This is a genomic window from Alteromonas nitratireducens (assembly GCF_040812025.1).
GTDB lineage: Bacteria > Pseudomonadota > Gammaproteobacteria > Enterobacterales > Alteromonadaceae > Alteromonas > Alteromonas nitratireducens.
The window spans coordinates 72,421-93,583 of the sequence record NZ_JBFNPK010000014.1 but is presented as its reverse complement, the minus strand read 5'-3'; the positions used below and the strand labels follow the sequence as shown (position 1 = coordinate 93,583).

Annotated in this window: 19 protein-coding genes; 6 read left to right on the top strand and 13 right to left on the bottom strand. The window is 48.2% G+C overall.

The features are described 5' to 3' along the window. Positions 1 to 19 precede the first annotated feature (19 nt). The 8 genes from AB1N33_RS12680 to AB1N33_RS12645 form a co-directional block, all read right to left on the bottom strand. Positions 20 to 1,009: a polysaccharide deacetylase family protein gene (locus tag AB1N33_RS12680; RefSeq protein ID WP_411271926.1), complete on the bottom strand. Its 990-nt coding sequence runs from the start codon at positions 1,007 to 1,009 to the stop codon at positions 20 to 22. Beyond that, positions 1,006 to 2,196, bottom strand: a complete 1,191-nt coding sequence (locus AB1N33_RS12675; protein WP_411271925.1) for a hypothetical protein — start codon at positions 2,194 to 2,196, stop codon at positions 1,006 to 1,008. Before AB1N33_RS12675 ends, AB1N33_RS12680 begins: the two co-directional genes overlap by 4 nt. Next, on the bottom strand, positions 2,175 to 3,317 hold the full coding sequence (locus AB1N33_RS12670; protein WP_411271924.1) for a glycosyltransferase family 2 protein: 1,143 nt from the start codon (positions 3,315 to 3,317) through the stop codon (positions 2,175 to 2,177). The genes AB1N33_RS12675 and AB1N33_RS12670 overlap by 22 nt, the downstream gene beginning before the upstream one ends. Further along, the gene (locus AB1N33_RS12665; protein ID WP_411271923.1) at positions 3,314 to 3,829 is read right to left on the bottom strand and encodes a serine O-acetyltransferase; all 516 of its coding nucleotides are present in this window, start codon (positions 3,827 to 3,829) and stop codon (positions 3,314 to 3,316) included. Before AB1N33_RS12665 ends, AB1N33_RS12670 begins: the two co-directional genes overlap by 4 nt. Further along, complete coding sequence (locus tag AB1N33_RS12660; RefSeq protein WP_411271922.1) at positions 3,826 to 5,043, bottom strand: glycosyltransferase family 4 protein; 1,218 nt, start codon at positions 5,041 to 5,043, stop codon at positions 3,826 to 3,828. The genes AB1N33_RS12665 and AB1N33_RS12660 overlap by 4 nt, the downstream gene beginning before the upstream one ends. Next, positions 5,040 to 5,678, bottom strand: a complete 639-nt coding sequence (locus AB1N33_RS12655) for a polysaccharide deacetylase family protein (RefSeq protein WP_411271921.1) — start codon at positions 5,676 to 5,678, stop codon at positions 5,040 to 5,042. Before AB1N33_RS12655 ends, AB1N33_RS12660 begins: the two co-directional genes overlap by 4 nt. A 78-nt stretch (positions 5,679 to 5,756) precedes the next feature. After that, entirely contained in the window at positions 5,757 to 6,878 is a 1,122-nt protein-coding gene (locus tag AB1N33_RS12650) for a glycosyltransferase (protein ID WP_411271920.1), read from the bottom strand. Beyond that, entirely contained in the window at positions 6,868 to 8,214 is a 1,347-nt protein-coding gene (locus tag AB1N33_RS12645; RefSeq protein WP_411271919.1) for a phenylacetate--CoA ligase family protein, read from the bottom strand. The genes AB1N33_RS12650 and AB1N33_RS12645 overlap by 11 nt, the downstream gene beginning before the upstream one ends. Positions 8,215 to 8,415: 201 nt before the next feature. Here AB1N33_RS12645 and AB1N33_RS12640 point away from each other — a divergent pair, with 201 nt between their 5' ends. Genes AB1N33_RS12640 through AB1N33_RS12625 form a run of 4 tightly spaced genes read left to right on the top strand, consistent with a single transcriptional unit; the run spans position 8,416 to position 13,179 of the window. Continuing rightward, the gene (locus AB1N33_RS12640) at positions 8,416 to 9,348 is read left to right on the top strand and encodes a glycosyltransferase family 2 protein (RefSeq protein ID WP_411271918.1); all 933 of its coding nucleotides are present in this window, start codon (positions 8,416 to 8,418) and stop codon (positions 9,346 to 9,348) included. Positions 9,349 to 9,367: 19 nt separating this feature from the next. Beyond that, on the top strand, positions 9,368 to 10,804 hold the full coding sequence (locus AB1N33_RS12635; RefSeq protein WP_411271917.1) for a lipopolysaccharide biosynthesis protein: 1,437 nt from the start codon (positions 9,368 to 9,370) through the stop codon (positions 10,802 to 10,804). Between the two features lie 27 nt (positions 10,805 to 10,831). Beyond that, positions 10,832 to 11,926: an acyltransferase family protein gene (locus AB1N33_RS12630; protein WP_411271916.1), complete on the top strand. Its 1,095-nt coding sequence runs from the start codon at positions 10,832 to 10,834 to the stop codon at positions 11,924 to 11,926. A 14-nt stretch (positions 11,927 to 11,940) separates the two neighbouring features. Next, positions 11,941 to 13,179 (top strand): polysaccharide pyruvyl transferase family protein, encoded by a 1,239-nt coding sequence (locus AB1N33_RS12625; protein WP_411271915.1) that lies wholly within the window; start codon positions 11,941 to 11,943, stop codon positions 13,177 to 13,179. Positions 13,180 to 13,220: 41 nt separating this feature from the next. On the opposite strand, the gene AB1N33_RS12620 is transcribed toward AB1N33_RS12625, so the two are convergent. Continuing rightward, positions 13,221 to 14,567, bottom strand: a complete 1,347-nt coding sequence (locus AB1N33_RS12620; RefSeq protein WP_411271914.1) for an O-antigen ligase family protein — start codon at positions 14,565 to 14,567, stop codon at positions 13,221 to 13,223. A gap of 352 nt (positions 14,568 to 14,919) precedes the next feature. On the opposite strand from AB1N33_RS12620, the gene AB1N33_RS12615 reads away from it, so the two are divergent. Next, positions 14,920 to 15,879: a glycosyltransferase gene (locus tag AB1N33_RS12615; protein WP_411271913.1), complete on the top strand. Its 960-nt coding sequence runs from the start codon at positions 14,920 to 14,922 to the stop codon at positions 15,877 to 15,879. Here AB1N33_RS12615 and AB1N33_RS12610 read toward each other — a convergent pair. The 4 genes from AB1N33_RS12610 to AB1N33_RS12595 form a co-directional block, all read right to left on the bottom strand. Continuing rightward, positions 15,876 to 16,940 carry a GNAT family N-acetyltransferase gene (locus AB1N33_RS12610; protein ID WP_411271912.1) on the bottom strand — a complete coding sequence of 355 codons (1,065 nt, stop codon included), beginning with the start codon at positions 16,938 to 16,940 and terminating at the stop codon, positions 15,876 to 15,878. The two genes, AB1N33_RS12615 and AB1N33_RS12610, sit on opposite strands and share 4 nt — an antisense overlap. Positions 16,941 to 17,059: 119 nt before the next feature. After that, entirely contained in the window at positions 17,060 to 18,064 is a 1,005-nt protein-coding gene (locus tag AB1N33_RS12605) for a glycosyltransferase family 2 protein (protein ID WP_411271911.1), read from the bottom strand. A gap of 9 nt (positions 18,065 to 18,073) precedes the next feature. Continuing rightward, the gene (locus AB1N33_RS12600) at positions 18,074 to 19,168 is read right to left on the bottom strand and encodes a glycosyltransferase family 4 protein (RefSeq protein ID WP_411271910.1); all 1,095 of its coding nucleotides are present in this window, start codon (positions 19,166 to 19,168) and stop codon (positions 18,074 to 18,076) included. A gap of 29 nt (positions 19,169 to 19,197) precedes the next feature. Beyond that, a complete protein-coding gene (locus tag AB1N33_RS12595) occupies positions 19,198 to 19,920 on the bottom strand; it encodes a cupin domain-containing protein (RefSeq protein ID WP_411271909.1) in 723 nt (240 codons plus the stop codon). 153 nt (positions 19,921 to 20,073) lie between these two features. Here AB1N33_RS12595 and AB1N33_RS12590 point away from each other — a divergent pair, with 153 nt between their 5' ends. After that, positions 20,074 to 21,150: a glycosyltransferase family 4 protein gene (locus tag AB1N33_RS12590; protein ID WP_411271908.1), complete on the top strand. Its 1,077-nt coding sequence runs from the start codon at positions 20,074 to 20,076 to the stop codon at positions 21,148 to 21,150. Positions 21,151 to 21,163 lie beyond the last annotated feature (13 nt).

Below are 21,163 nucleotides of genomic sequence, written 5' to 3'. Positions count from 1 at the left end.
AACTAAACCGGCTTTTTTGTCAGCCTGATGTCAGGCAAAGCTTCTTAAACCACGCTTCGTCGAAAGGACGGTCGATTGAGAACCGGCCCAGTTCCATGTGATTGTCTGCAATATTCACATTAATCTTGGAACCAAAACTAAACGCCGATCGGTAGCCCAGACGTTTGGCAGTAAGCAACACCATCTCGTTGTAGGTATGGGCACTGCCCACCGGATAGGAGAGGGTGTTTATTTCAGTATTCAGCTCAGAGTCCAGAATATGCTTTGAATGAGACAACTCAAATTCCAGCTCTTTCATCGACAGAAATGAGAGGATACGGTGTGAATGAGAGTGAGCGCCGATACTCATGCCGCCGTCAAGCAGAGCGCGCAAGTGCTCCCATGTCATAAACAGGTTCTGTTTGGACGACAATGAGGGAACCTGGCCGCCGCTGGTTTCTTTTAATGCTGTTAATAATGCATCAAAGTCGGTTGAGTGGCGTTTCACCCTGCTCAGCACACTCTTTATGACGTCTGGTGTGATCTTTTCAGGAATGGTTATCGGGACGTCAAACCCGGGTAAATCGAGTGTACGGCCTTTCAGGTGTTTCACATACCAGGCAATCTCGTCCCACCAGGGTAACTGCGCTGAGCCAATCAGACTGGTGGTAATGAAAAAGGCGGCACTTAACCCCAGCTCCTGTAACACCGGGAAGGCATTGTCAAAGTTGTCGCGATAGCCATCGTCAAACGTGATTAGCGCATACCGTTTATCCGGCGCTTTGCCTGACTCAATGAGCGTATGCAAAGCAGGAATATCAATCACCTCAAAGTTAGCGTTGATAAATGTCAGATACTGACGCAGGTCATCTTTGTTGCAGGAAAATACGCAGGGATCGAAGTCGGTTGACTGACTGTCACCAATGCGATGAAAGTTAAAGCAATATAGCCCGTTCGGGCGCAGTGACCACAGTACATCCGTTAAACCCGCCTCGCACAGCAGGCGTTTGGTCAGTGACAGTACTTTCACTCTTCTGTCACCTTATACTCAGGGCGACTGATAAAGTAATCACGATACTGACCCGGATCGCCACTTTTTCCATCTACCGCTGCTTTGATAATGTTATACATCTCGCGGGAGTTCACATAATGGAGCTTGTACTTCTCACCGTCGTTGTAGGCACTTTCAAGATAACTGAACATATCGTCTGCAGGCTGACCGAGCAGCACGTCCATATCGCGCTCCTGCGTTCCATGGGTGTGTACTTTGATAAACTTCCATTCTGGCCGGCCTTTCACATGCACATTGGCTTTCACCCAAAGGTCAACGCGATCCCGGGTGGGTTCCATTCCCTTACGAATGTCTGCATTTTCAATCTGTGGGAATATGCCTTTCTTGAGCTTTTTCCAGTTCAGCATTAACGGACCATTGACCAGCATCAGATCACCCCATTCAGGCTGGCCCACTTCCACATCAACACCGGTGTTGTGTGATTTAGGGTTTGGATCGTCCTTGGCATAATAAATACTGTTTATTTTGTCCGGCTGCGTAGGGTGTGGCGCCGACGGAAACGTGAAATCGGCATAGCAGCCGGTTTCTTTCAGTACCAGTAACTCATCGTTAATGCCACAGTTGTTTCCTGTCGGGTCGGAATTATCCAGTGCCCAGTTGCCATGAATAAAGCCATACATCAGTTCGCCGGTGTCGGGATTGCGACCCAGCGCGCCATGGTCATCATGCAGGGTTTTCATAAAGCCGTTGATCAATCGCGTCAGATTTTCACGGGTATCATCATGGTGATGCAGGTGAACTTCTATTTCGCCGAATCCGTCGCGACACAGCCTGGCCAGCTTGTTTAAATGCTCGAAACGGTATTCTTCTTCGGGAAAGAAAAAGGTGTGCTGTGGATGAAAACCGTCGGCATCTTTGTGTTTAGACGCCATAGCCGGGTAGTCTTTCATCCAGCGGTCAACGCGCTGTCGCTCAACCTCAAGACTGTTGGGCTTGCCCCATTGAGGTTCATAGTGATCGACAAAAGAAAAGATAATGTGGACAGGCCCCGCAATGTCTTCCTCTTTTTTCATGCACTGGCGAACATAATTCGGCAACCAGCCGGCCATGTTCTTTTTCTTGAGAACGGCAATAAACGCCAGGGTTAATACAGCGATTGCGACAACAATCAGCATGAAGAAAATCATCGTTGAGTCCTTTGCCATGCGCCACTTATATCAGCGCGTAAAAATCGGATAAATCCACGCAGCAGTGCCCAGTTCATCGCCACAAAAAACGCTGGGATGGCGACGATATTGGACACAGTCTTACCGCGCTTTTTCTGCTTAATGCCCCAGTAGGCCATGAGATAAAACAGAACCTGTGCAGCCATTGTCAGCGAGTAAAAAGGATGCGGTAAAAGTAACAGGTTTGCAATGACAGCCAGAATAAGGAGATGCGGAGCAAACCATCGAAGTACCTTATGGCTGATGTAAGCAATGCATCGCCAGCCTATGAGCGGGTTCAGCGCCCACAGGTTGGCCAGAAACGCCTGATAATTACCGGCGCCAATACGAATACGACGCCCTTCCTCTGACTGCAGGTTGGGCGCGATCTCTTCTGTCGCCTTAGCCTCGGCATCGTAAATCACCCGGTATCCGGCCCTGGCAATATTCATGGCAACCTGAAAGTCATCAACCACAGTGTTGGTGGGTAACGGCGTGTAAGCGGCCTTGCGGAACGCATAATTAGCGCCGTTTGCACCCAGCAAGGCATCCAGATAGCTTTCTTTTTGCTTTAAAAACCGTTCATAGCGCCAGTAGACGCCGTCTTTGTTTGTCGTATTACCGGCTTCAATCAGGTTGAGCTCACCGCATACGGCACCAACCTGTTGATCTGAAAAATGGCGCACCAGCTTGCGAATGACGTCGGGGGCAAATTCCGTATTGGCATCAGACATAACCACAATATCGGTCTCTACCCGGCTAATCAGGTCGTTGATAACGCTGGTTTTTCCACGATTTTCGGTGAATATTACCGGTTGAATAATACCGTTGGCATGGCGGTTAAGTATTGCGGGGGTGGCGTCTTTGCTTCCATCAGAGCCAATCAGTACCGTTAGCAGAGAGGAAGGATAATCCAGCGTTTCGAGGTTTTTAATCCTCGCCTCAATGCAGTCTTCTTCATTATATGCGGCAATGACAATAGTGACCGGTGGTAGTGCGTCATCACTCACATCGTCGGTCTGGTTTGCCGGTGGGCGGGCGACCGCCATCAACAGTAACGGATAGCCAAAGTAGCTGTAGATAATCAACAGGGCTGAACACCAGAAAAGAAATTCAATCACGCTTGGCTTTCCTGTTTTTTCACCAGCGGCTTAGCAGGAATGCCAAGCATTGTGGCGTTATCCGGTGCATCTTTGGTGACTACCGCATTGGCGCCAATTTTAACGTTGTTGCCTATTTTTACGGGGCCGATTATTTTGGCGCCGGCGCCAACAAATACATTGTTTCCGAGGACCGGAGACTGACCTTTCTCGTCACCGATGACAACACCGCTTTCCAGCGTAATATTGTTACCGCCGCGGACCTTACTATTAATAACAATGCCAACCGGATGCATGATGACAAACCCGCTGCCGAATTGTGCTCCGTACCCGATAACGCAGCTGTTCAGCAGTTTATTGAGATACTGCAGGGCATAGCACAATGGAATCAGACGGTATCTGGCGCACCAGCGAACCATCCGATAAATGACATTGGCAGACGTGCCGTCAGACAACATCAGGCGAAGCGTTCCTACGGATGCGCCGTCCTCTTCAAATATTTCTCGTTTACGCGCAAAATCCTGCTTAATCATGATGCGTTCTCAATCAGGGTCATCAATTGTTCGGCATTATGACGCCATTGTCGTTCCTGTTCGATGTAACGGCGGGCATTGGCGCCTACGGTGTCCAGCGCAGCGCGTTCACTTGCCAGAGAAAGCGTTTTCTCGATACAGGCTTTTCGGTCCCCGGCAGGGAACAGCCAACTGGTTTCTCCGTCTTTGACCACTTCTGCTACCGGCGAAAAGTCAGGCGCTACCATGCCCTTTGCCATGGCCATAAACTCAAACAGCTTCATGGGTGAGCCATAGTCGTTTGAGTCTGGCAAAATGCCATAATCCATGGCACCAATATAATCTGCAATAAGATGATGCGGTACGCGGCCCGGCAGGAGTACCTGATCCTGAATGTCATGAGTTTCCACCAGTGCTTTAATAGGCTCAAAACACACGCCATCACCCACCAGTAACAGCACCAGGTTTGGGTGCGCCTTCAGCCGGGAAGCGACCTCCTCAACAAACCAGTCAATACCGTGCCAGTGAACAAATGCGCCGACATAACCCAGCACCAGTTTGTCATCAATATTAAGTTGCTTCCTAAGCGCCTGTCGGCGGGAATCGTCAGGCTGAAACGCATCGAGGTCTGCACCATTGGGCGACACGACGCACGGTGCGATGGTGCCGTACCCTTTTTCTGCTGTTGTTTTAAACTGAGTTGAAATGAAGACCAATCCGGTTGCGTTCTGAAAAATCCATCGTTCGAAGCGTCTGGCCAGCCCTTTAAAAAATAACGGTCGGACCCGGTGTACTAAACAGGAATCGTTGATTTCCAGAACCACAGGAATATTGTGTCGCTTAGCCCACCATACCGTACTGAACAAAAACAACGAATACCGCTCATAAATGGCCTGTGCATTATGCTGTCGAACGGCTTTCCGGACGCGAAAAACAGAAATCAGATTAAACAGTATTTCGATTAATTCAAAAACGAACTCCGGCACATATTTTGTAGCATCTGCCAGCTTAGCAGCAGCGCTTGGCTTTGCCTTTTTGTCGGCAGAGGGCGCCGGTGTTGCGCCTGGTGAGGGTGTTTTTGCCGGTGCTGCCTGTTCTTCAGCTTCGGGCTCAGCCCCCGGAAGTGACAAAATAGAAACGGTGTGACCGAGCTGGCGAAGTCCTTTTGTCACCCCTCTGATATGCACGCCTTCTGCGCCTTTTCCGCGCGTTCTGTGGTGAAACAGGATATTCATTTTGTCGATTCCATTGCTTTTAAAGAAAAATTCATCGCTTTTAATTGAGGAATTAAGCGCTCCATCACGTCAAGACACAACGAGGCATCGTCATGGAACAATAACACCTGACCTGGCTTTAAGCCGCTGTTCACTACCCGTCGCGTGATGCTGTCCGGATCGGTATCGGTATAGTCCATTGAGTCCGTTGTCCAGTGGATACAGCGAACCTTTCTGGCTTTCAGCCTTATCAGCAGGCTCAGTGGCCAGCGCCCCCGCGGTACACGAAATAAATTACTGCTAACACCGGTATGGGTTGCTATCGCCTTGCTGGCCTTGTCAATTTCTGCAAACTGCGCCGCTTTGGGCAGCGTGTCGAAGTTTGGGTGCGAGTACGAGTGATTACCGATAGTGTGCCCGTCATCAATGATCCGTTTGGTCAGTTCAGGGTAGCGGTCCACTTTCGTTCCAATGACGAAAAACGTTGCTTTCACACCCTGTTGTTGAAACAGATCCAGTAACTTGTCAGTGATGCCAGGAGAGGGGCCGTCATCAAACGTAAGGTAAAGCGCGCGATCACCCGGGTGCCCGGTAAACTCAAGCAGTGTGGTGCCCAGAATGGCGTTTCGGACGGTATTGATTAATTTACGGAGCATGCTGGTTATTTATCATTCTAGTTATTCATCGCGCACAGTAAGTAAGACGACGCGGTTTATTGCTGTCGAAAGTGTTGCCTAAAGCGACAGCAGTTGCAATAGCTGCTCCCGGTTTCTTGACCAGGTGAAGCGTTGCGCATGCGTCTTAATGGTGTCGCTGTTCCAGGTGGTTTGCAGCAGTTCAGCTAACCCCTGGGTCACTGCCTCATCGCTACGAGGGTCAATCAGTACACCGCAATCGCCCGGAAGTACTTCCGGGATGCCGCCGACACGGGTAGCGAGCACCGGTGTGCCGCAGGCCATGGCCTCCAGTACCACATTCGGTACGCCTTCATTATAGCTCGGCAGAGCCAGTGCTGTGGCATGCTGAATCCACGCGGGTAATGCAGCATGATTAACCTGCCCAAGCAGCGTTACACGACCGTTCAGCGACGGGGTCGCGGCGCACCAGGCTTCTATTTCCGCTTTCATCGGCCCGTTACCCGCATACACCAGATGCAGGTCTGGCTGAGCATCAGCCAGTGCGGCAAATCCGCGTAATAATTCCATCACACCTTTGTCGTGTTTCAGGTTGCCGACATACAGCACATAGCGTTCGTCGAGAGGTGACGCCGCAGGCGAGGAAAACAGATCATGATTCACGCCGTTGTAAATGGTATGAATTTTATTTTCCTGTATGCCCAGACTCACCATTGCGGACTTCAGCGCCTTCGATACTGAGAGAATACCGCGTGCACTGCGAGACATGCTAACAATCTGACGTGCACGGGCAGGGACGGTGCCATGCATATTGATATCGCTGCCATGTACTTTGAAATAAAATGGCGTGTTTAACCAGTGAGCGATTTTGTTTGCCGCCACCGCATCAGGATATGCCCAGCTGGCCAGTATCTTGTCGGGATTGATATGCTCAAGCCACGTTCCGGCAAACAGGCGCAACGACCACCACATCAACAGGCCGTAAAAGCGGCGTCCGAATTTAGGAATATACAATTGCGGCACAATACGGATGTTGTCCTGCAGGGGAATATCATGACGGTGCTTCCACCAAACAGGTAGCGGAACCGGAATGAGAAAGTATAGCGCGTAGTCTTCTTCCAGCTGCGAGAACTGCTGACGGTTAAATGTCGCTCTGTTGGGTTCCCACGGCAGGGGATAGAGATTGGTGACTATCAGTAATGCCGGTTTATCAGACTTCACAAATGGTAACCCTGTGTTTGCCACTGCTGGTCAGCGGAATCTCGTCAACAAAGTCGAGATGCACTGTCAGTTCACCCTGGGCATATTTGTCTATTTCTTTTCGAATACGCTCGATATCGCTTTGCAGCAGCCCGTCCGGGCATACCAGTTTAACTGTGACCGACGACAGCTCGGTTTGTCTGACCTGAAAACGCTGAACAGATTTAAACTCTTTGAACATATGCGGGAACAATTCTCCCGGAATCAGTCTGCCACTGGGGGTTTTAATTACGTCCAGCTTTCTGCCATCCACACTGTTCATTACTGGCAGCGGGTTGCCACACGAGCATGGTGTGTCAGAAAGGGTGGCGCGATCGCCATTAAGATAGCGGATTAATGGCATGCCGTAGTTATGTAAGTCGGTAATGACAAGATCGCCTGATTCGCCGGTGACTGATGCACCTGCTGCATTGACGGTCTCGACGACCAGATGATCGACATTAACGTGTAACTGACGCTGCGCGCGACACTCGGCAGCGATAAGCATAAATTCACGACAGCCAAAGGTGTTGTGCACCGGACATCCAAAGGCTGCTTCAATCACTTCGCGCTGATAATCATGCAGTGGCTCAGCGCCGGTTAATATTACATTGGGTGAATGAACCCGAAGTCCCTCAGACTGAATAAACCTTGCCAGTCCATACAGCGGGTTCACATAGCTTACGATAGCTTTAGGACGGTAAGTGTTAATTCGTCGCACATAGTCGGGCATATTGTCCTGCGTCATTCTGAAGGAGTTCAGCATGGTGCGGTTATAAAACCCGTGATAAAGCGCGTCTTTCAGTGTTTTTATTCGTGAAGGCTGACCAAGGTCGGCCCCCCACAAAAACAGGGTGCGGGTTCCTAAACCTGCGCCAAGCCAGCCATATCCGCGCCACATCACAGCTTCCCGACGTGTATTGCTTTCCAGATCCAGTTCAAAGTGAAACGGCTGACCAGTAGAGCCGCCGGTGCTTTTTTTTATGTTGTGCGGATGGAGATCAGATACCAGTTCATCATAATGTTGCCTGACCAGGTCTTTGGTAAGCAGAGGCAGACGGGAAAAATCATCCATGGACCGGATGTCCTCTGCAGACTGCACACCTGCATCAGCCCATACTCTGGGGTAAAAACGCGTGTGCTTGTAAGCGTGATGAAGTAAAGACTGTGTCTTTTGCCACTGAAGCGCGAGAATATCATCAGCAGACCACGTCAGGTGCTGCTCGTATTCATCTACCAGTGCCCCAAGCCCTTTTCCTTTTACCGCATCAAGTGCGGGTAACAGTATTGAGCGAAAAATCGCTGGGTACAGTGACATGAGGTGATGTTTCCTTACGTTTCTGGCTTAGTCTGATAATAAGCCCGTTTTTACCCATTATATCCATGAAACTCAGGCCGAAAACAACGTTTTGTTTTGCCTTTTTACCCTGCCTGTATTGGCACAGGAACGCTCACGGGCTACTATTGCCCGATAATCAGGGTGATTGAGCCAACAATCGTATTACAGGAGCAGAAATTCATGAATAAAGGGATGGTCTCAATCATTGTGCCGGTTTATAACGGCGCACAGTACATACGGAAGACTGTTGCTACCCTGATATCGCAAACATACCCTTCATTTGAAGTGCTGCTCATCAATGACGGTTCGTCCGATGACAGTGCTGCGGTCCTCGACCAGCTTGCGCACGCGCATCCCGAAATTCGTGTATTTCATAAAGAAAATGGTGGTGTTGCCAACGCCAGGAATTTCGGCCTGGAACAGGCAAGTGGCGAGTTTATCGCGTTCTGTGATCAGGACGACCTGTGGTATGACACTAAACTGGAAAAGCAGGTGCCATTGTTTGCTAACCCAGATGTTGGGTTAGTGTATTGTGGCGCGGAAGCGCGCTATGAGCTGTATAACAAAACCAGCAAGCCCGGCTTTACCAATAAAAAAAGAGGCCACGTTTTTGCTGACATGGTGATGCAAAACATGCTGACATGCTGCACGGCTGTGGTCAGGAAATCGTCGGTTGAACAGGTGGGTGGTTTTGATGACGACAGAGCGCTGATGGGCGTTGACGACTGGCATTTGTGGATAAAGCTGTCTGCCTGTTTTGAGGTCGACTTTGTTCCTGAGCATCTTGCTATACATGTCTTTCATGGCGACAACTATTCATTGAATGATAAGAAAATGCATGATGCGGAATTAGTGTGTCTCGACAAAATCATCGCACTTAACTTACCCGGTGCACAAAACGTAGACTGGGATTCTGTTAAACATGATCTTCATCTTAAGTATGCGGTTTCGTATGTGTTTAGTTCTGACTTTGACTTAGCGAAACAGGCATTTTTCGACGCACATCGTGCAAAACCTGATTGGTCGTGCTTTCTGAACGGCTGGTTATACACAGTAGTCCCGTCGCCGTTGCTCAGGGCGTTACAAAATGCCAAACGTCGTGTTTCAAACTAAATAAAAACCAGGTGAGAGAATGAACGATAGTTCCCTGAAATCAAGGGTAATGCACTCTCTAAAATGGGTGGCGCTTGGCAAAATCGCGACTCAGGCAATTCGATGGATCACAACGTTCTGGGTAATAAGAATGCTGTTGCCGGAGGATTATGCGCTGGTAGCAATGTCGGATGTGGTGTCTGGATTTCTAACCCTGTTCACAGGGGCTATGTTTACTGCAAGTATCATTAAGGACCGCGAGTTAACAACGGCGAAACTGCAGCAAGTATTTGGTTTGATTATCCTTTTTCATGCTTTTCTGTTTGTTTTGCAAATAGTGACCGCGGTGCCGATGGGCCTGTATTACGACGAGCCCAAGGTAACAAACATTCTGTACGTTAACTCCGTCATTCTGCTAATCAATATATTTGCCATCATTCCGGGCTCGTTGCTCAATAAAGACATGGAATTTAAAAAAGAGTCCATGATCACAGCCACCTCCAATATCGTTGCCTCTATATCTACCTTGATCATGGCGTACAATGATTTTGGCTTTTGGGCAATTATTATTGGCGAAATCATCAACTATTCGATTCGTACTGTATTTTTGTTGTTTATCAAACCGGTTTTTTTACTTCCACAGTTTCGCTTTCAGGAAATTGGCAGCCATATTCGGTTTGGCGGTATGTTATCCGTTCATGTAGCGCTGTTTTACATTCTGCTGCATTTGGATGTGTTTATTGCGGGGCGGGTGCTATCTTTGACTGAGGTGGGGTTTTATGCTGTTGCAACACAAATAGCCCTGATGCCTCAGCGTAAACTATTGCCGTTACTTAAGCAGGTGGCGTTTCCGGCTTTTTCTACCATCCAGGACGACAAGAAAAGTGTGTCTTTTTATATCCTCAAGTCGCAGCGGATTTGCTTTTCTTTGACCATCCCTATTTTTTGGGGGTTAGCAAGTGTCGTTGACACGGTCATTCCGGTTATTTTGGGAGATAAGTGGAATAATGCAATTCTGCCAGCCATTATCATCCTTTCTATCATGCCGCTACGGTTTAGTGACGAGTTGTTTAACCCTGCTCTCAAGAGTCAGGATGCTGTATCACACATGATAGTGAACGTGCTTATCGCAACGTGCTTACTCGTAGGCGGGTTGATACTGATGATCGACAGAGGCGCGGTGGGCCTTTCGCTGGCGTGGGCGCTGTCATTTCCCATCGCTTATTTATTCATACTGGCCAGAAACTGCAAAAAGGTGGGAGTTTCTATCGGAGAGCTGCTGGTTAACTTTCTGAAATCAGCAGGGTGCGGTGTCATAATGTCCGGTGCGGTGTATGCAACCAAAATGGTGCTTACGGAACAGTCTGTTTTAAATCTGCTGATATACATTGGGGTAGGGGCTGTGGCGTACACACTTACTGCAGCCGTGATAAACCGCGCTGGGCTTGCTGAATTGAGAGCCCTGATAAGGCGTTAACGGCAAAGCGATTACTCAGAGGACGTTATGAACATCGACGGCGCACTTCAGGGAAAAGATAACAACCTCAATTTAATCAGGATGATAGCGGCTAGCGCCGTTTTGTTCAGTCATTCCTATGCGTTGGTATCAGGCCTGCGAGATTTAGAGCCTTTGAAGCAGGTCATTGGTCTCGCAGCCGGGCATATCGCGGTCGATATTTTTTTCGTTGTTAGTGGTTTTTTAGTCACACGGAGTCTGGTATTCCGAAAAGATCTTGTTGAGTTCTGCGTTTCCCGTTTTCTGCGGATATATCCTGCATTGTGGGTGGCTGTTTTCTTATGTGTGCTGATGGGGCTTGCTGTCACCGAACTTTCAGTCGCTTCGTATTTAGCCGACAGTGCTACGCTGCAATTCTTGTTCTATAACTCAACGATTATTCTCACAGATTATCAGGAACTAGGTGGCGTCTTCGCTAATCAGCCCTTTGATAACAGCGTGAATGGCTCACTATGGACCCTTCCCTGGGAATTACGGATGTATGCCGTACTGTTCTTTCTTGGTATTGCTGGTCTCGTGCTCAGGTTGCGGGGGAAGGGGTTTGAGATATTCGTCAAAGGGGCTGTTGTCATCATAGCGTTTATCGCGATGTGCGGGCATTTCTACTTGAAGTTCATCACAGGAGAAGACTCTGGTTTCTATTGGAAATTATCGCGTTTTCTATTTCTGTTCTTTTATGGCGGCGCCTTTTTCGTCTTTGCCCGCTTTATTCCTCTGAAGGGCTGGTTGTTTGTCTGCGGTGTGTTATTGCTTATTGCTTTTGTTAAAACGCAATTTTATGTTTTTTACACACTTGTGCTTCCTTACCTCATTTTCTACCTTGCTTTTTATAAGTCAGAATTTGCATTGCGCTACAATAAGCTGGGTGATTATAGCTATGGTATGTATATCTATGCATGGCCTGTGCAGCAGTTACTGGTGTATTTGTGGCCTGATGTAGGTATTTACCAACACATGATGTTTTCATTTTTTGTTTCTTTGGTTTTCGCTTACTTTTCTTGGATTCTTGTCGAGTCTCCATCAATTGCACTGAAAAAAAGCGTATTCAGAAGACTGGAACGAATGAAGCTCCAACGGTCGTAGAGAAAAGGATAGTTATGAAGTTTTTTTTGTATGGTGCCTTTGACCGGCACAATTATGGAGACCTGTTGTTTCCAATGGTGATGGAGCGGCTGATTAAAGGCGTGTATCCCACAACGGAGGTGTTCACCTGCGGACTGGTTGAAAGTAATCTGACTGATGTTGGCGCGCTCGAAACAATCAGTGCGAAAAGCATGATGGCAGAAATGGATGAAAATTCAGTTCTTATGCTTGCGGGAGGCGACGTCATTGGGTGCGATTGGGTGTCGGCCTACAGCTACTTGTTATCTGAATCTATGAGCCGGGTAGTCGAAAGTTATATTGCCCGCTTTTTTCCTTCATTAACGCGCGCATTTATCTGTTCGCGGATGGGATTGAAATCGCCATTTCCTTTCACAGTACCGAAGTCGCTGTTACCAGCTGGGTCTTCAGTAGTGTATAACTCCGCTGGCGCAACCAGCCTGTCGAGTCTCTCCGATGCTGAATTACAGCAAGTTGGCGAGGCACTGAAAGACGCAGATTTTCTGTCGGTAAGAGATGAGTTCTCCAAATCATTAACGGTGAAGGCAACTTCGCCGGAAACGCAGGTTATGCTGGCGCCCGATTCTGTGTGTATGCTTTCGACCGTCTATGATGATACAGCCATCGATGAGCGTGTTAGTGATAGCGTGAAGCAATTAGTGGATCGCCTTAATCATGGCAAAGGGTATTATATTTTTCAGGTGTCAGGGCCACGGGCGGTAAAAAACCAGCAAGCATTCGCTAAAGCGCTGGACAGCTTGTTCGAAAGAACGGGAGTCCCTGTCGTGTTCCTGGCAATTGGAAATGCCGCAGGGCATGAGGACTCCGTTGGCATCGCGAGCGTCAAAGCACTGCTTTCGGAAAAAACAGAATGCGCGGTATATGATGAAGGTAATGTTTACGACACCATATATCTTCTTAAACATGCGGCATGTTATATGGGAACCAGCCTGCATGGTGTTATTACATCGATTGCGTATAACACGCCTCGCGTAGGTATTTTGACAGTCAGAAAGCAAATTAACTACATGAATGCATGGGATCTTGAGGGTATGCCCAGAGATGTCGCTCCTGCAAATATCCCTGATGCAGTGGAAAAAGCAGTGTCATTCAGTGAAGAACAGTTAATGGCTGTGAGAAATCAGTGTGTATCTGTTTATCAGGAGCACTTCTCTATCATGGCGGACAAGCTGGGTTTAGGAGCCCCGGACTTTTCATTATTCAACCGGTCCTAGTCAGAGCATGTCAGACGGTGAGGGAATTTCCTCACCGTGATCTACAGCCCCACCTTCAGCGCCATATAAACAGCGATAATGATACACCATGCCATCCCCAGGCTTTTCAGAATGTTCTTCTTTTGGAAGACATACGCGAGTTCTGGACGAACTCTGATAATTCTGACCAGGCTTGCCGTCTGCATACCCATAAAAATGAACATGGTTAATGTGAACTGCCGGCTCAGGAAAAAAGCGGTGACCATAAAACCGACCATCGAATAAAACAGCACCTTATTAACCAGCATTTCCTCGTTATAAAGTAGCTGGGTTTTCTCATCCGGGGCCTTCCAGTTGCTGTGCTTTTTGATCATGTCATAACCGGCCAGCATATTCAGAATGAGTGCAGTGCCCCATAAGGAGTAACCGGGGATCCCAAGTTCTCCGGCAACATGTATATAAGAGTTGTGGGCAACCTTACCGTGTTCTTCCATAAAGTTACCCATGCCAACGCCAAATACAGGATTATGTAATAGCATCAATACGCCGTCGTACCACGCATCCAGGCGCCCATGCGCTGAAGAATCATCGGATGACAGGCCACCAAAAGAGGCCATCAGAGTTGCTACCACCGGTGCAAGCGCAGCACCGGTGATAATCAGCTTGGCGCCAGCTTTTTTGATAAAGTAGTAAGCGGCAATAACCGCGAGAGCGCCCAAAAGGGTTCCCCTGCTTCCGGTCATATATATACCGTAACCAATCGCTATGAGCGTTGTTAGCATCAGTAACTTCATTACACCACCGCCTTTTACCATCAAATAAACGGTAAAGGGGATGCACATGACGATAAACATACCGAGATCATTCGGGTCACTGAAAAAGCCCAGATAACTGATACGCATTTCTTCTCTGCCAACGGTAATACTGTCGCCCAGTCCATAGCCTCTGATTCCGTCGAATGACGCTTGCTGTATATGGCCGTTGTAAACCATCATCCAGGCAGCAGCGAGACACACTAACATAAGTAGCTTTTGTCGCTTGATTGAGGTTACCAGCGACGTGTAGAGAAAAAATGGAATAATTGATGAGGTGATCAGGCGCTCAGACTGCTCGATACCACCCATTCCCCAGCCGTTAAGAAAACCGGATACAATAATGAATGGCGTAAGCCCTATCAGCATAAGATGCTGTGGTTGCAGTTTTATCGGGCGCAGCGTCAGTAACGTCAGCACAAAAGACGTAATCGCGAATACCTTGATAAAAACATATTCTGCCGTCTCTGGCGAAAACTCGTGGGGACGTATCAATACCGATATGGTGTAAAGAAACAGAAAGAAAAATGCCAGACCAGCCTGAGACTGAGATGGCGATGAGAGTGCCCGGGGCTGCGTTCCAATCTGTTGTTGCATTGCCGTCTATCCACAACGAACTGCATGAAATGTGCAGTAAATATTTTCCAATCACACAAAGTCTACCTGATCTCCCCAACCAAAAGTACCTTTCATCGCGTTAATGCAATTGTAATCCTGTTTTCAGGTATGGTTTACTGGTAGGCAGGCACATTGATATAAGGATATAGCGATGGCTTCCGGAAAAACGAACACTGCGGTTTTTTCTTTTTGCAATACGCCAAGTGGACAATTCTCCTGGTGGGATGAGTTTCCTGACCTGATAGAAAAAAAACTGACAGGTACTACAGACTTTTTTCAGTTCTATAAAAGCTTCACGCCCGCGTCGTCAAAATCACCCGAGCATCAGCGCATGGTTGATTTTACCAGCCTGACCTGGCTTTTCTCGCTCTGGAAATTGTCACGCAAGTACGACAGGGTCATATTTCATACACATTCTTATTACGGAAATATCCCGCTGTATTTGCTGACAATATTCAGGCCTGGCAGACGATGGATAAAAACAGAGCACCGACTTGGCCATGCCCCGGTATCATCCTGGAAGCGTTGGATACGTCGGTTATTACGAACGGTCAATGCCGGGCCAACAGTGATTATTGGCGTCTCCGATGCAGTGACTGCCAGAAATAGGGCATTGCATGGAGAGGTTGTAACAACTATTCATAATGGCATCAGTGATGTTTCTACGCCTTACCGTCGAAAGCCCCGCACGCCTGAAAAAGCGCTTTATGTCGGACGCTTAACACCTGAAAAAGGTATCGATAATCTGGTGAATGCTTTTTCCTTGCTTGCCAAAGATAACGATTATAACGCCTTAACGCTCACCGTTGTCGGCACGGGGCCGTCTTTTGAACCTCTGCAGAAATTCATTCTGGAAAACGGATTGTCAGAGCGGATCAGGCTGGTCGGCTATCAGGAAGATCCGTCTCCGTATTACAAGGATGCCGACTTCCTCATTGTTCCTACGCAGATCCTGGAGGCATGCCCCCTGGTAACGCTGGAAGCGCGTCGGTTTGGGTTGCCAGCGCTGTATGCTAATCGGGGGGGCATGCGGGAAACGGCCGGTAAAGGTGCAACGCCTTTAACAGGCCTGTCACCTCAGGCACTGTGCGAATCAATAAAAGCGTTTGCTGATAACCCGAAGGCATATATTACCAATATTGAAAAAACGCGGCTCGGCTTATCGTACTTTTCTATAGAGAGAATGGCGGATGAATATGTTGCACTGTATGAGCACGTTTTCTCAGGAAGGTACAAGGCGCTGTTTGACCAACCTTTTAAATTACAAAGCCAGGCCGAACGAGAATGCTAAGCATCAGCAAGGGGCCGTTTCAGGCCCTGCAGTCGTGCTTTTATGTGGCGTAAACTCGCGAACGTTTTTGCAACGAAAGACAGCGGTAGGGTGATACTGACCATGGGGACCCGGCTTGCGCCAAAACGTGATTTATAGGAATGGTTTTCAGCGCCCATCATAAAGTCATAATACTGGCAGTTTGTGTTCTCTATCGCCCAACAATGTAAAAGTAAACCGGGAGAGAAGTGCGTCGAGGTGTCGGGGTCCCATCCGGACTGATAAAAATAGAGGGTATTGTCCCGTTCAAAATAGTAATGAATGCAGATAATTTCATCTTCAATCGCCAGCACGGCTAATCTGGTCACATCGTTTTTTTTTATAAGGTTTTGATGAAACGAGAGAAACTGGTTACCTGAGAAAGCGCCAGTCTGCGAACGCTGGTGCCAGCGTTTGTTATGAAGCCGGGCCAGTTGACTAAATGCCTGCTTTTTTTTGTCGCGATGAACCCAGTAAAACTGATGTACTGTTTTTTTAAGTTTATTTTCCGCACGCTTTACCTGACTGCGCAGGTTTTTTGTCATCAGTGAGCGTGTCCAGTTCGTCTTGTCGATAATATAGCGGGTCGCGTGTCGGGTCGTGCATGGCAGAGATGATAACGCTGCCGTCACCATCGATGTGCTTAGCAGTGCACGTCCGCGAAATTCGCCCGCGGCCTGTGTAAGAAATAGTGCGATATCCTTGTGGAGCGCGCTGGCGTAGTCAGGGTTTACGATAACGTCCTGGTATTCTGATGCTATCTCAGCCACTTCAGGCTCACCTTGTCCAAGCAGAAAGCAGACAGAAGGAAGTAGCGCCGATGAAGAGGGCTGCACATAAAGCGGCACAATCGCAACGACTTCGTCGTTGCAGACTGCATAATTTACTTTCAGTATCCAGTGAGGTTGCCAGTAATGTTTAATCCAGGTATCTACCCATAAGGGAGAATTAAACAGGGGATCACACGCAGCTCTCTTCAGCAGTTGTTCCCAGCCGGGATACAAATCGGGTAAGCTATCAACACTGCTTATCTGTTGCCACATAACCTCGGGCATCCGACGAGTATCTGTAGTTAATTCAGAGAGAGAACTCAAACTTTCCAACAACCTTTCTCATTTTTTTCTGCTTCTCGCCTTTTCTCTGGCATTCCTTGCCGGTCATGTCAGATCCCTTTCGCGGAGTAATAATTCTGCGATTGCGCGATGGGATTCTTTACCGGATCCCAGACCGGCTTGATCATGGTTTTTAGTTTCGCAAATACGCGGGTGATCAGGTTAGATGTGGAAATAGGCAAATGTAACCAGCGGCAAAACAGGAAAATTTTGCGGCGGAAAACCCAGTGGTACATGGCCTGTTCCGCGTAAAATTTATAACCCCAACGCTCTTCAAACAAACGGGAGGAGGCCCAGGTCAGCTTTTTGCCCCAGCGAAAATTAAAAAACGCCATGTCATCAAATTCCATTCGCGTGCCCAGATTGTCAAAAATAACAACGGATTTGGGCTGAGTAAGAATTTTTCGATCCATGCGCTTAATCTGAATGCCAATGTCGATATGCTCACGAATCACCATTTGAGGTAGCTCAATGGTTTTCAGAACCTCAGTGTCAAATAACACGCCATGAAGTTCGAACATTTCTGACGGCGCAACCTCATTCGGAATGTCTTCTGGTAACGCTCTGCGATAGTGTTTATCCTCAATCAGATAATCTTCACCTTCCACATTGATGATGCGAATTTCATTGGTATACAAATGATTGCGCAGCTCTGCACCGTCATCGACGCCTTCTTTTTCGAGCGTTAACGGGTTAACAATTGCTGCATGTTCCTGCTTGGCGGTTTCCAGTAGCGGCTCCAGCCATCCTTCGGTTACGTTTGAGTCATTATCCAGTAACATCGTATACGGCGTTGTTATCGAATCCCTTACGTTGCGTAACGCCTCCATTGGAATAATTTTTCCGTATTCAAGTACCTCAGCATTAGGAAGATCTGCCAGTTTAGCAACAATCGCCTTTTTGAGCGCTTTTGGGTAATCGAGGTCAAGTACCTTCAGGTAGAAAGGCTGGCGAGTGACTTTGTACAGATTTTCGATGCACTCGATAATGCCTGAATAACGGTCACGTGGCGTTATCACTACTGTCACTTGTGCGTTTGCGAGGTTCATGTCCATAACGATGCCCTAACTATGGGAATAAATCCGGTGAAAAATGTTCAGATAACGTTCAATCATATTATCAGTGGAAAACTGTGATGCAACGCGCTGGTAGGCATTTTTTGCCATAGTCCGGCGAAGGTCTTCATCCTCTATCAGGCGGGCCAGTGCACCGGCGAGCTGTTCGGCATGGCCAGGCAGTACCAGCAAACCAGTTTTTTCATGTTCAATAATGTCAGGAATGCCGCCCACACGGGTCGCTACTGTCGCAAGCTCATTGGCACCGGCTTCAATGAATACTAGTCCAAAGGCTTCTTCATGAGAGGGGAGAACAAACAAATCGCAGGCAGTCAGCCATCGCCCGACGTTGGTTATTTGCCCAAGAAGCTGTACCTGGTTATCCATGCCAAGTGCTGAGATATGTTGCTGTACACTTTTCTCTTCCTCGACAGTCCCGCTGCCTGCGATGTGGAGCATAGTGCGGGAGCGCAATGCGTCCGGCAATGCTGCAAGGGCGCTGATTGTATCTTTATGGCCTTTGATTTCTCCCAAATGACCCACGCTAAGCAAATGAAACTGTTGCTCATCAAGACCAAGTTGCTGTTTTGCAACCTGCTTCTTTTCGGGGTTAGGCGGGGTCGTGACGCGCGTACCTCCATGCACCACAAAACGTTGTGATGCCGGTATTTTCAGCTTTTCATCAAGCAAGGTTGCACGCTCTGTACTTACCGCCACACAGGCGTTGCTGCACCAGCGGATGATACTGTTGGAAAGCGAAGGCTGGTATTTTGAGATGTCGGAACGATGGAATGTCGATACCATCGGAATGCCACAAAGTTTTGCGGCGACACCTGCGTATAATTGGCTGCATTCACAGTGCGCGTGAATAAGTTCAATGTTTTGTGCGCGAATGAACCTGCATAAGCGCCATACTGTGGCGATTTTGAGCGAATGCCGCGGGATAACTGATATACCGTCAATATTGACCCACGGGGCTGGAGGCTCAAAGCAGACCGGGAATACCGTGTGACCTCGTTCACGCAGCCCTGCTACCGTATCGGCAAACCGTGTTGTTCTGCCGCCTTTTCCGAGGCTTTGTACTATCTCCATTATCCTTGGCATTGTCAGATCTCCTTTTCCGATGGTGTCCATTATGACAAGTTTGCCGGTGCCATTCGCAGTGTCCGCGCATCCTGCATACTGACAAACGGTATCATACCGGTTGTGTCTGAAACTGCAGTCGGATCAACATACAACCGGCCTGCTGTCAGCATATTCTCCAGCCGGCTCGGAATACCCAGTTTGTTAACCCGGAACAAAACGGTATCGTCTTCCACACTCTCCAGCCAGTGTATGTTGTCTTTTTCATCTGAATTGGTGGTAAACATGCCAGCGTCGAGCCGGCGGTCAATGGTTCTGTGAGCATGCACGCCATCGTTTTTGTATTCATCTACATGATAGTGCTGAATGCGGACTGCGCCCTGCAGGACATAGAAACCGGAGGCAACGCCAACATGCGCATGGGGGGGAATAGCGCCCCCTTTATTAAACCGCATCAGGTCCAGTGACACCTGATTGACTGCAGAGCAGCGCAGTAACAGACGTGAAAAAAATATCTCTTTGGGAGAATGAAAAGATGGCGTGTGCTGTATTAACCGTTTTTTGCCAGAAAAAGTTTGTCGAGGATTAAATCCGGCGGCATGAACCAGAGCGTCATAGGGCGTGTTGCCGAAAAATGTCTCAATTACTCTGCGGGCACTTTCCGCATCCAGATTCTGATTAAGATCGATGAGCATTCTGCTGGTCACATCGTGCGGCTTAACCACAGGTAACGATGCCAGGGAAAGGACTGCGTGTTTGAACGAGTTTTTCATAGTTTGCCCCGGGCAAAAAAGAAATGAAAAGTGGCGTCGTAAACGTCAGACAAGCTCTATATGCATAGCATACACAGTCTTCTGTGGTATTTGCATAATTTTTTGATTGATAAGATGATAGGCAAATAACAATGCTAAGAAGTAAGAAACGTCGTGTCAGAAAGCAGCGCTGCCCGCAAAATTATTCATATTGTGTCCAGTTTAAAAGTCGGAGGGGCAGAGCGTTTCGTTATTGATCTGTGCCAGATTCAGCAAAAAGAGGGACATAAACCCGCAATTTTTTCGCTGGGAGCATCAGACGACGAACTGGTGACGGAAAGCAGAAGTAAAAATATCCCCACCTATACAGTAAGTCGCAAACGCGGCTGGCGGTTCCTTAAAGCCTACTATTTGCTTAGGCGCGCCTCTGTCATACACGTTCATTCTCCCCATGCACTGAAATTACTATCCCCATTACTTCCGTTGCTTAGCTCCCGGAAGATAATTTACACCCGGCATGGTGCAAGAAGTTTGAGCAGTAAGCGATGGAAAATGCTGCATCAGTTTAGTCGTTCTTATGTATCAGCTGTGACATTCGTCTCAGAAGAAGGTCGGGATATTTTTGTATCTGAGCACAAATGGACGGGCATGCCGGTTGAGGTAATTGATAATGGTATTGATACTGATGCGATGAAAAGCAGAGAGGCAGTCAGACAAACTGGTCGATTACGAATCGGTTCTGTCGGTCGGATGGTAGCATTAAAAGGACAAATTCACCTGCTCGAGACTCTGGCGGCGATGTCACCGGACCAACGCACAGGTTTTGATATTCATTTTTACGGTGACGGTCCTTGCCGGGAAGAGTTAACCGCCTATGCGACGCAGAATCTGCCAGACGTTCCTGTCACGTTTCACGGCATGGTGAGTGATCGTGAGCAAATCTACAACAACATTGATGTGCTTTGTGTGACCAGTGAAACCGAAGGGTTATCGCTTGCGATGATTGAGGCGATGTCATTTGAACGCGCATTGCTGGCAACTAATGTTGGAGGAAACCCACGCTTAGTCGAGCCTGATATCAATGGTATCCTTTTTGAATACGGAGACAAACACGCGCTTGCCGACGCACTGCTGAAAATGGCGGCAGACAGAAGGCGCACAATGCAGATGGGGCAAGCCGGTCGTCAAAAAGTCATCAGTCAGTTTTCCTTAAGAGCGACGTCAGACCGGTTTGAGGCACTTTATCGCTAGTGCACCATGGGAG